Annotated in this window: 12 protein-coding genes; 5 read left to right on the top strand and 7 right to left on the bottom strand. The window is 68.8% G+C overall.

Annotated elements, in window-relative coordinates; all coding sequences use genetic code 11:
• A partial coding sequence (locus EPO55_RS05865) for a hypothetical protein (RefSeq protein ID WP_296335582.1) occupies positions 1–202 on the bottom strand: 202 nt, incomplete at its 3' end.
• Between the two features lie 26 nt (positions 203–228).
• A complete protein-coding gene (gene hemC / locus EPO55_RS05860) occupies positions 229–1,176 on the bottom strand; it encodes a hydroxymethylbilane synthase (RefSeq protein WP_296335580.1) in 948 nt (315 codons plus the stop codon).
• Positions 1,177–1,221: 45 nt separating this feature from the next.
• On the opposite strand from hemC, the gene tsaD reads away from it, so the two are divergent.
• From tsaD to EPO55_RS05835, 5 genes are all read left to right on the top strand, one after another.
• Positions 1,222–2,295, top strand: coding sequence for a tRNA (adenosine(37)-N6)-threonylcarbamoyltransferase complex transferase subunit TsaD (gene tsaD, locus EPO55_RS05855; protein WP_296335578.1), 1,074 nt, complete (start codon positions 1,222–1,224; stop codon positions 2,293–2,295).
• Between the two features lie 10 nt (positions 2,296–2,305).
• Positions 2,306–2,932, top strand: coding sequence for a TIGR02466 family protein (locus EPO55_RS05850; RefSeq protein ID WP_296335576.1), 627 nt, complete (start codon positions 2,306–2,308; stop codon positions 2,930–2,932).
• 10 nt (positions 2,933–2,942) lie between these two features.
• On the top strand, positions 2,943–3,932 hold the full coding sequence (locus EPO55_RS05845; RefSeq protein WP_296335575.1) for an NAD(P)H-dependent glycerol-3-phosphate dehydrogenase: 990 nt from the start codon (positions 2,943–2,945) through the stop codon (positions 3,930–3,932).
• Between the two features lie 13 nt (positions 3,933–3,945).
• Positions 3,946–4,353 carry an EVE domain-containing protein gene (locus EPO55_RS05840; RefSeq protein WP_296335574.1) on the top strand — a complete coding sequence of 136 codons (408 nt, stop codon included), beginning with the start codon at positions 3,946–3,948 and terminating at the stop codon, positions 4,351–4,353.
• Positions 4,354–4,448: 95 nt separating this feature from the next.
• Positions 4,449–5,309, top strand: coding sequence for a DMT family transporter (locus EPO55_RS05835; RefSeq protein ID WP_296335572.1), 861 nt, complete (start codon positions 4,449–4,451; stop codon positions 5,307–5,309).
• A 114-nt stretch (positions 5,310–5,423) separates the two neighbouring features.
• On the opposite strand, the gene EPO55_RS05830 is transcribed toward EPO55_RS05835, so the two are convergent.
• The 5 genes from EPO55_RS05830 to EPO55_RS05810 form a co-directional block, all read right to left on the bottom strand.
• Positions 5,424–6,221: an N-acyl homoserine lactonase family protein gene (locus EPO55_RS05830; RefSeq protein WP_296335571.1), complete on the bottom strand. Its 798-nt coding sequence runs from the start codon at positions 6,219–6,221 to the stop codon at positions 5,424–5,426.
• Positions 6,214–7,158 carry an NAD(P)-dependent oxidoreductase gene (locus EPO55_RS05825; protein WP_296335569.1) on the bottom strand — a complete coding sequence of 315 codons (945 nt, stop codon included), beginning with the start codon at positions 7,156–7,158 and terminating at the stop codon, positions 6,214–6,216. The genes EPO55_RS05830 and EPO55_RS05825 overlap by 8 nt, the downstream gene beginning before the upstream one ends.
• Before the next feature lie 27 nt (positions 7,159–7,185).
• Positions 7,186–8,577, bottom strand: coding sequence for an adenylate/guanylate cyclase domain-containing protein (locus EPO55_RS05820; RefSeq protein ID WP_296335568.1), 1,392 nt, complete (start codon positions 8,575–8,577; stop codon positions 7,186–7,188).
• Positions 8,562–9,305 (bottom strand): creatininase family protein, encoded by a 744-nt coding sequence (locus EPO55_RS05815; RefSeq protein ID WP_296335567.1) that lies wholly within the window; start codon positions 9,303–9,305, stop codon positions 8,562–8,564. The genes EPO55_RS05820 and EPO55_RS05815 overlap by 16 nt, the downstream gene beginning before the upstream one ends.
• Positions 9,306–9,367: 62 nt before the next feature.
• Positions 9,368–10,540, bottom strand: a complete 1,173-nt coding sequence (locus tag EPO55_RS05810) for a diaminopropionate ammonia-lyase (protein WP_296335566.1) — start codon at positions 10,538–10,540, stop codon at positions 9,368–9,370.
• Positions 10,541–10,549 lie beyond the last annotated feature (9 nt).

Genomic DNA, 10,549 nt, shown 5'->3' with positions numbered 1-10,549 from the left:
CGACCAGCGCGTTGGCCGCGGCATCGTGCGACAGCGGCTCCTTGGCCAGCACCTGCTGATAGGCCTGCAGGCCCATCTGGCGCTCCTCGTTGTCGCTCACCAGCATGATCTGCGAGCGGCCGGTGACCGGCGCCGTCTCGCAGGCCGCGAGCCCGAAGGCCGATCCGCACAGAACCAGAAGCAATCGCAGGGCCGGACGCATGCCGCGAGTCTAAGGGTGCGGCAGCATCAGGTCGAGAGGAAGCCCGGCCCGCCGCGGCGCTTGAGTTCGTGGCCGGCGTCGCGGCCCATCGCCTCGGCGTCGCCGGCCGGACCGCGCCGCTCCGTGGCTATCGCCTCCGAGCCGTCGGGCTTCACGATCAAGCCACGCAGATGCAGGCCACCGTCGGGTGTGAGAATCGCGTGACCGGCGATCGGCGTGCGACACGAACCGTCGAGCACGGCCAGCATCGCATGCTCGGCTGCCACGCAGGTGGCTGTCGGCGCGTGATCGATGGCGGCCAGCCAGCCGCGCGTGCGGGCATCGTCCTCGCGGCATTCGATGCAGACCGCGCCCTGGCCGACGGCGGGCAGCATCTCGTCTTCCGGCACCGGCGTGCCGACATGCGCCATGCCGAGTCGCTTGAGGCCGGCCAGCGCCAGCAGCGTCGCTTCGACGGTGCTGGCCGCACGCTTGGCCAGGCGCGTCTCGACGTTGCCGCGCAAATTCACGATCTGCAGGTCGGGCCGGCGGTGCAGCAACTGCGCACGCCGCCGGAGCGCCGAGGTGCCGACAACGGCGCCCTGCCGCAGGTCGGCAATGCGCCGGACGTCGCCCGCGATCAGCACGTCGCGCGCATCCTCGCGCGGCAGGAAGGCCGCGATCGCGAGCCCCGGCGGCTGCGCCGTCGGCATGTCCTTCATGCTGTGGACCGCGGCGTCGATCCGGCGGGTCAGAAGCGCTTCCTCGATCTCCTTGACGAACAGGCCCTTGCCGCCGGCCTCGGACAGCGGCCGGTCCTGGATGGCGTCGCCGGTTGTCTTGATGGCCACGATTTCGATGGCGCCGGGGGCCGACAAGGCCGGCATGGCAGCAGCCAGCGCGTCGCGGACGAGGCCCGCCTGGGTGAGCGCCAGTTTGCTGCCGCGCGTGCCCAATCTCAGAAGAGGAGAGGGCCGCAGAAGGGGAGTGGTCATGGCGTTGCTCTAGCGTAGCTGGGCGCGCGACGCTAGAAGACACGCATGCGCGTACTGGGCATCGAAACAAGCTGCGACGAAACGGCGGTCGCCATCGTCGAGGCGCCCGCAGGGAACGGCCCCGTCGCCAACCTTCCGAAGGGGCGGATCCTGGCCAATGTCGTCTACAGCCAGCTCACCGAGCACCGCCGGTTCGGCGGCGTGGTGCCGGAAATCGCCGCCCGCGCCCACCTCGAGCGTCTCGACGGGCTGGTGACGGAGGCGCTGGCCGAGGCAGGCCTCGGCCTCGCCGATCTCGACGGCATCGCGGCAACAGGCGGCCCGGGCCTGATCGGCGGCGTGCTGGTCGGCGTCATGACCGCCAAGGCACTGGCCTTCGCCCACGACAAGCCGTTCCTCGCCATCAACCATCTCGAGGGCCATGCGCTTTCCGTCCGCCTGACCGAGGATGTTGCCTTCCCCTATCTGCTGCTGCTGGCGTCGGGCGGCCATTGCCAGCTCCTGACCGTGCGTGGGCCCGGTGATTTCACGCGACTGGGCACGACCATCGACGACGCGGCCGGCGAGTGTTTCGACAAGACGGCCAAGCTGCTCGGTCTCGGCTTTCCCGGCGGCCCGGCGGTCGAACGCGCGGCCGTCGGCGGCGACCCGCAGCGCTTTGTCCTGCCGCGGCCGATGTGGCGAAAGCCCGGCTGCGACTTCTCCTTTTCCGGCCTCAAGACAGCGGTCCGGCAAACGATCGAGAAGCTGCCGCCGGACGATCCCGGCGCCATCGCCGATCTCTGCGCCTCGTTCCAGCGCACGGTCGGCGACGTGCTGGCCGATCGCTGTGCCAACGCGCTCGCCCTCGCGCCGTCACCGACCCTCGTCGTCGCGGGCGGGGTGGCGGCCAATGTCTACCTGCGCGGGCGTCTGGAGACGCTCGCCGCCGCCCACGGCGCCCGCCTCGTGGCGCCACCGATAAAGCTCTGCACCGACAACGGCGCCATGATCGCCTGGGCCGGCGTCGAACGCCTGCGGCTCGGCCTGACGGACGGGCTCGACTTCCGGCCGCGTCCGCGCTGGCCACTGGATCCTGCGCTCGATCCCGCCGCCGCCGGCACGGCGGTTCGGGTGTAGGATGGCGGGCATGAGCAAGGACTTCGAGATCGTTCCGCTGTTCGCCACGCCCATCGTCCTCTCGGACCTGCCCGACGGGCCGGCGCTCTGCGCCGAGCTGCGCAAGGTGATCGAGCAGCGCGAGAAGACCCATCCCGGCACGCAGCATTCCAACCTCGGCGGCTGGCAGTCGACCTGGGACATGGACCGCTGGGGCGGCGCGCCCGCGATCAAGCTGCTGGCGCTCGCCCGCAATCTCGCCAACCGCGTGACGACCGATCGCGAGGGCAAGCCCGTCGTCCTCACCTGGCGCGCCAACATGTGGGCGAACGTCAACCGCAGCGGCCACGGCAACGAGTTCCATTCCCACCCCGGCAGCTACTGGTCGGCGGTGTTCTATGTCGACGATGCCGGCATCGATGCCGATGCGTCGCTGGGCGGCGAACTCGAATTCATGGATCCGCGCGGGCCGGGGCCCGCCATGTATGCGCCGCACCTGGGCTTCGCCATGCCGGGCGGCCTCTCGGCCGGCGCCAACGAGACGGTGCGTCCCAAGGCCGGCCGCCTGGTGATGTTCCCGGCGTGGATCCTGCACCAGGTGAGGCCCTACCGCGGCAATGCCGAACGCATCTCCATCGCCTTGAACCTCAGCCTGTGAGGCCCAGCCTTTGACCGGGGTCCATCACATCGGCGTCGTCGGCGGCGGCGCCTGGGGCACGGCGCTCGCCTGTCTCGCCCGTCGCGCCGGCCGCCAGGTCACCCTGTGGTCGCGCGATCCGGCGATCTCGACGGTGATCGCCCAGCAGCGCACCAACCCGGTCTATCTGCCGGGCCTGGCGCTCGATGCCGGCATCGAGGCCGCGCCCGATCTCGCCAGCCTCGGCACGTGCGACGCGGTGTTGTTGGCCTGCCCGGCGCAGGCCGTTCGCGTCGTGGCGGCGAAGCTGTCGGGCAGCAGCCCGGTCCTGATCTGCGCCAAGGGCATCGAGGCCGCGACCGGCCTGCTGATGCCCGAGGTATTGGCCGAGGTGCTGCCGGGCCGGCCGCTCGCCATGCTGTCGGGGCCGAGCTTCGCCGAGGAAGCGGTGCAGGGTCTGCCGACCGCCGTCAGCATCGCCACCGCCGATGCTGGTCTCGGCCGCGATCTCGCCGCGGCGCTGGCCGCCGGCATGTTCCGGCCCTACTGGACCGACGACGTCGCCGGCGTGTCGCTGGGCGGCGCGGTCAAGAACGTGCTGGCCATCGCCGCCGGCATCGTCGAGGGCCGAGGCCTCGGCCACAACGCCGCCGCCGCGCTGATCACCCGCGGCTTCGCCGAGATGGCGCGGCTCGGCACCGCCATGGGTGCCCGGCTCGAGACGCTCACCGGATTGAGTGGCCTCGGCGATCTCGTGCTCACCTGCAACGGCCCGCTGTCGCGCAACCGTTCGCTCGGCCTTGCGCTGGGCAAGGGCACGTCGCTCGCCCGCCACATGGAGGGACGGCGCCAGGTCGTCGAGGGCGAGGCCACGGCGCCCGCCGTGCTGGCGCGCGCCTCGAAGCTCGGCATCGAAATGCCGATCTGTGCTGCCGTCGATGCTATCCTGCACCGCGGCGCCGATCTCGACGAGGCGATCCGCGCGCTGCTGGCGCGGCCGTTGCGCCGCGAAGGCGAATAAGAAGGGGAGTGGAATGGCTCATTGGCTCATCAAGTCCGAGCCCTCGGCCTATTCGTGGCCGCAGTTCGTCAAGGACAGGAAAACCTCGTGGACCGGCGTGCGCAACGCCCAGGCCGCGATCAACCTCAGGGCGATGAAGCCGGGCGACCGCTGCTTCTTCTACCATTCCAACGAGGGCAAGGAGATCGTGGGCATCGCCGAGGTCGCCAGGGCAGCCTATCCCGATCCCACCGACAAGGACGGCAAGGCGGTGACGGTCGACGTGAAGGCGGTGGAGCCGGTCAAGACACCGGTGACCTTGGCCGCGATCAAGGCCGACCCGCGGCTAAAAGATTTCGGCTTGGTGCGCCAGTCGCGCCTCTCGGTCGTGCCGGTGAGCGACGAGCAGTGGAAGCTCATCCTGAAGATGTCGGGCGCGTAACGCCTCATGTCATCGCTGGGAGCGCGCGACTCCAGTCGCGCATCTTCGTCTGCAACATGTGAAGACAGCGCCACTGGAGTGGCGCGCTCCCAGCCATGATCGACAATACCCGCGGCATCCTCGCGATGTCGGCGGCGGTCGTCGTCTTCATCTTCAACGATGCCTTGATCAAGATCGCCGCCGAGACCGTGCCCGCTATCCAGGCAATCGGCGTGCGCGGCGTCTTCGCCACGCTCTGGGTCACGCTGGCCCTGGCGATGACCGGCGCATGGCGGCAGCTCGGCGGCGTGGCCCATCCCTACGTGCTGTTGCGCGGCGCGCTCGAGGCGGCGTCGTCGATCGTCTATCTCGTCGCGCTGTTCCATATCCAGTTCGCCATCGCCACTGCCATCAACCTGTCGACGCCGCTCATCTTCACAGCACTCGCCGTGCTGCTGCTGAAGGAGACCGTGCGCTGGCGGCGCTGGAGTGCGGTGATCCTGGGCTTCCTGGGTGTGCTGCTGGTGATCCAGCCGCGGCCGGGCGATATCGACGTCTGGGCCTGGGTGGTGCTGTTCGCCACCGTGCTTGGCGCCTTTCGCGACGTCCTCGGCCGCTACCTGCCGGCGTCGGTGCCGACCCTGGTGGTTTCCTTTGCTTCGGCCGCCGCCGTGGCCCTGGTGGGGTGCGCCTGGACGTTCGTGGAAGGCTGGCAGCCGATGACGGCACGCGAGATCGGGCTGCTGCTCGCCTCGTCGCTGCTGCTGGCGGCGGGCTACCAGTTCCTGGTGATCGCGCTCCGCTCCGGCGCGGAATTCTCCGTCATCGGCTCGTTCCGCTATGCCTCGATTCTGTGGGCGCTGGGCATCGGCTATGTTGTCTGGGGCGACGTGCCCAATGCGCTGGCGCTTTTCGGTATCGTGGTGATCGTGGGCTCTGGCCTCTACATCCTCCACCGCGAAAGGGTGAGGAGGTAGTGGGGTGAGACCCCCTCCGGCGCTACGCGCCACCTCCCCCGAGACGGGGGAGGAGTCTGATTTTCTCCTCCCCCGTCATCGGGGGAGGTGCCCCGTCTGACGGGGCGGAGGGGGTCAGCCCTCTTTCTTCGGCGGCACGTCGAGCCGCACGATGATGCCTTCCAGCTTGGGCGAGACGGCGGGATAGAGCTTCATCACCAGCGGGTCGTGGCCGGGAATGATGTGGTCGGGCGAGGCGGCCAGGCGCTCGCAGGTCCTGTAGCCGTCGACCATGTCGCCCAAGTTGAAGGCCTGCGTGAAGAAGCGGTTCTTCTGCAGATGCTCGTAATAGTGCGCGGCGTCGGAAGCGAGCACCACCCAGCCGCGCCGGGTCATCACGCGGACGATCTGCAGGCCGGGCGTGTGGCCGCCGACGTGATGCAGCGTGACGTTCGGCGCCAGCTCGAAGTCGCCGTTGTGCTGCTCGACGCGGCCCTTGAAGTTGAGCTTCACCATGCCGACCACGTCCTCGACCTCGAAGCTGTGGCCGAACTTCGGGTAGCGCATGTAGGGGCCGGTGACGAAACCCATCTCGCGTGTCTGCAGATGGAAGCGGGCGTGAGCGAACTTGTGGAAGTTGCCGACGTGGTCGTAGTGCAGATGGGTCAGCACCACGTCCTCGACCGAATCGGGATCGATGCCCAGCGCCGGCAGCGTCTCGATCGGGCAGCGCAGGTGCGTGCGGCCGCGCCTGGCCGACACTTCCGCCGTGAAGCCGGTGTCGACCACGATGGTGCGACCCTCACCGCGAATCACCCAGGTGAAATAGTCCATCGGCATCGGCCCGTCGTGCGGGTCGCCGCCGATGAAATGATCCGAGCGCTTGGCGTCGCGCCAGGCGTAGCGGATGGCAAAGATCTCGTATTCAGCCATTGCCGATCACGTCGCCGCCCTTCACCACGGCCTGCAGCTTCTCGGCATCGACGGCGATCTTCACGCCGGCGCGCTCCTGCTGCAGCAGCATGGCGGAGCGTGAATCGCGTTCGGCCCAGCCGCGGTTCAGCGCCTCGGTCATCTCCTCGAGCGTGAGGTTGCAGGCGCGCATCGGCACGCTCACCTCCTTGCCGAGCGCCACCGCCAGCGACACGTCCTTGTGGGCGTGGCGCAGCATGAAGGCGGGCGGATCGTAGGTGCCGGGCAGGAACTGGTCGATCAGCCCGTCGAAGGTGCGCCGCCGTCCCAGCGCTCCCTGGCGCACCGCCTCGAACAGGGTGAGCGGATCGACGCCCGCCTTGACGCCCATGGTGAAGACCTCGGCCAGGGCGAGGTTCATGGCGTAGCCGGCGCAGTTGTGCACCAGCTTGGCCACCGTCGCCTGGCCGATCGGCCCGACATAGCGCGCCTGGTCGCCCATGGCGCCCAGCACGTCCTTGAACTTCTCGAACACGTCCTTCTCGCCGCCGACCCAGATCGCGAGCTTGCCGGTCTTGGCGCCTCTGGGCCCGCCGCTCACCGGCGCGTCGAGCATGTGCGCGCCCTTCTCGGCGAAGGCGGCGGCGATCTTGGCGACGGTGGCGCGCGAGTTGGTCGAGAGATCGAAGTAGGCGCCGCCGCGCTTCATGCCGGCCAGGATGCCGTCGGGGCCGAGCGCCACCGCCTCGACCTCGGGCGGGCCGGGCAGGGAAGTGAAAACCACGTCCGAATTGCGCGCCACCTCGGCGGGCGTTTCGGCCCAGATCGCGCCCGCTTCGATGTGGCTGTCGGCCGCGGCGCGTCTCGCGTCATGGACCGTGACCTTGTGCTGGGCCTTCTGCAGGTTGGCGGCGAGGCTCGCCCCCATGATGCCGAGCCCGATGAATCCGACTTTCATATGATTCCCCCCTCTCTCGATCCAGCTTCAGCGCACCGTGAAAAGCTCCCAGGTGCCGTCGAAGCCCTTCAGTTCGCAAAGTCCGCGCGGCGTGAAGGTGAGGCCGGAGCCTGCAACGAGGTCGGGCAGGACCCGCGAAACCACGATCTCGTCCGGCCCTGCCGTTCCCAACACGCGCGAGGCGACGTGGACGGCAACGCCGCCGACATCGTCGCCGCGCAACTCGATCTCGCCGGTATGCAGTCCGGCGCGGATGGTGACGCCCAACGAAGCCGAGGCACCGCGAAGCTCTTGCGCGCAGCGGATCGCACGCGCAGGTCCATCGAAGGTCGCCAGCAGGCCGTCGCCGGTGTTCTTCACGAAGCGGCCGCGGTGTTGCTCGATCAGCCGGCGGGCGCTCCGGTCATGCTCGTCGAGAAGCTGTCGCCAGGCGCGGTCGCCCACGCGCGCCAGTTGCTGCGTCGACTCGACGATGTCGGTGAACAGGACCGTCGCCAGTACCCGTTCGGTGTCGGCCGAAGAGGCCACCCGATGGCCGGTGATGAATTCCTCGATGTCGCCGCACAGCGGCTCGAAGTCGGTGCCGGCAAAAGGCATGTGGTCGCCGGCCGGATACTCGATGTACTTCGCGCCGGGAATCGCGCTGGCGAGATAGCGTCCGTTCGCGACCGGCACGGCGAGATCGGTGGCGCGGTGCGTCACCAGGGTCGGCACTCGAATCTGCGGCAGGATGGCCCGCACGTCGACCTCGATATTGGTGTCGATCATCGTCCTGTAGGCACCCGGGCTGACGCAGAGCCGCTCGCCCTTGGCCCACATCTGCTTCAGGTCGGGGTCGTCGGCGAGGCTCGGCGCGAACAAACGCACGCTCAGGCCCTTGCCCCATTGCTTGGCCGAGGCGCGCAGCGTCTCGGGACTGAACATCAGCGAGAAATCGGAACTGTTGGCGCAGCGGGCGAAGCCGCCATAGAGGACGAGATGGGAGACACGCTGCGGGTGGGTGGCCGAATAGAGCGCACTGAGCGAGGCGCCCTCGGAGAAACCCAGCAGCGCCACCCGCTCCGAGCGGATCGCCGACATCACGGCATCGAGGTCGTCCGCGCGTTCCTCGAGCGAGGGCACGCCGGGAACGCGGTCCGACAGGCCCTGGCCGCGCTTGTCGAACGTCACGACCCGGGCGAACGCGGAGAGACGACGCAGGAACCGGGTGTAGCCCGGCAATTCATGAAGGTACTCGACATGGGAAACCATGCCGGGCACGACGATCAGGTCGAGGGGCGCTTTGCCCGCCTTCTGGGTCCCCGCCTTCTGCGTCATCGTCTGGTAGGCGATGCTGACATCGCCGGCGCGGGCGAAGCGGGTCTCGGGCAGGGGAGGGTCGATGCTCGTCAGATTGGCCTCCTCTACCTCGCCACCCACGATTCATAGTCGCGTGCCACTTCGTCGACAGCGGTGTCGTAGAAACGCTTGCCGTGCTCCGGCGTTGCCATGTTGGGATCGGAGCCGATGCGGCCGTCCGGGAAGGTGCGCCGATAATCCTCGGCGTCGGCGAACGAGCCGTTGGGCGCGATTTTCGGATCCATCTCCTTGCGCTGGATGGTCTCGGGATATTTGTACCAGGTGAGCGCCACTTCCGAGGCGGTGGCGTGGCTGCCCTCGCCCACGGGATAGAGTTCCTGGCTGAGCTTCTTGATGCCGGGCCCGTCCCACCAGTTGCGAAGGGCGCACTTGATCGAGGGCTGGTTGCTCATCTTTTCCATCGAACGCTCGGAATAGATCTCGGAGAACGCCGCCGTCACCGTGGCGATGTTGCCGCCGTGGCCGTTCACGAAGAAGAAGCGTGTAAAACCGTGCCGCGCCAGCGACACGACCGTATCTCGAACCACGGCAATCAGCGTCGTGGGCTTGAGCGTGATCGACCCCGCGAACCCCAGGTGATGCTGCGCCATGCCGACAGAAATCGTCGGCGCCACCAGCGCACCCACCTTTTCACCGGCGCCGCGCCCGATCATCTCGGCGGTGAGCGCGTCGGTGCCGATCAGGCCGGTCGGCCCGTGCTGCTCGGTCGAGCCGATCGGGATGATGATGCCGGTCTTGGTCTTGAGATAGTCGTCGACGAATTGCCAGGTCTTTAGCTGAAGCTGCACGAACGAAACTCCTTCGGGATTTGCCCGAGGATGCGTCGCTTCGTAGGGCGGAGCAAGGAGCCTCAGTCGCTCAGCGGCTCGCCGAGATCGCCTTCGCTGTTGATCAGCAGCACGCGCGCGTTCCGGTCGAGGCCCAGGGCCTCGAAGGCGGCGGCCTCGGTGCAGATCCGGGTGAGGCCGGCCAGGCCCGCGCAGCCCGACGGACCGGACACGATGGCGGGATCGTCGCCCAGCGGCCGGGCGAACAGCCGGCGCGCCGGCAGCACCTCGTCCTCCTCGATGGTCATGAACCAGTCGGCGGCGAGGCCGATCACCGGCCACGTCACCGGCGAGATCTCGCGGCAGGCGAGCCCACCCATCGCCGTGTCGGCGTTGCCGCTGGCGAGCGTGGGTTTGCCGGCGAGATTGCTCTGGAACCAGCAGTCGGCGCTCACGGGTTCGACGACGATGAAAACCGGACGCTGGGGCAGCACCGCCCACAGGTAGCCGATCACCGCCGCGGCCAGTCCGCCGACACCGGCCTGCACGAACACATGCGTCGGCGCGTCGGGCCATTGCCGGACGACCTCTTCGACCAGCACCGTGTAGCCGCGCATCACGCTCCTCGGGATCGCGTCGTAGCCCTCCCACGAGGTGTCGGAGATGATCGTCCAGCCCTTGGCCTCGGCCTGGCGGCGGCATTCGGCGACGGCGGTGTCGTAGTCGCCGTCGACGCGGATCACCTCGGCGCCGCGCGCCCGGATCGCCGCCTCCTTGTCCGCGCTGGTGAACCTGGGCAGGAAGATCACGCAGCGATTGCCGAACAGTTTTGCGCCGGCCGCGACCGAGCGGCCATGGTTGCCCGAGCTCGCGGTGGTGAAGATGTACTTTGCCGTCACCTCGCGGTGCTTGCCCGCCATCACGTCGGCGAACGTCGGGCTCGAATGGTAGGCATCGCCCACCGCGCCCGACAGCACGTTGTAGACCGCCAGCACGCCGCCCAGTGCCTTGAAGGCGCCGAAGCCGAAGCGCTGGCTCTCGTCCTTGACCCGGACCTCGCCCACCCCCAGCCGTTCCGCCAGCGCCGGCAGGCGGTGCAGCGGCGTCACCTTGTGGGCGGGACATTGGCCCAGCTCCGCCAGCAGCTCGGGGATGCCGTTGGGATTGACCACGAACTGCTGGTCGCGGCCGAAGGCGAGGTCGCGGTCGAGCCGGGGATTCGGGGCCAGCCACGCCGGAAGGAGGGGAGTCGTCATGGAGGGGTC

Origin of the sequence: Reyranella sp., assembly GCF_004296935.1 — a bacterium.
GTDB lineage: Bacteria > Pseudomonadota > Alphaproteobacteria > Reyranellales > Reyranellaceae > Reyranella.
Note: the sequence above shows the minus strand (reverse complement) of the source record. Positions and strands in the feature narration are given on the sequence as shown.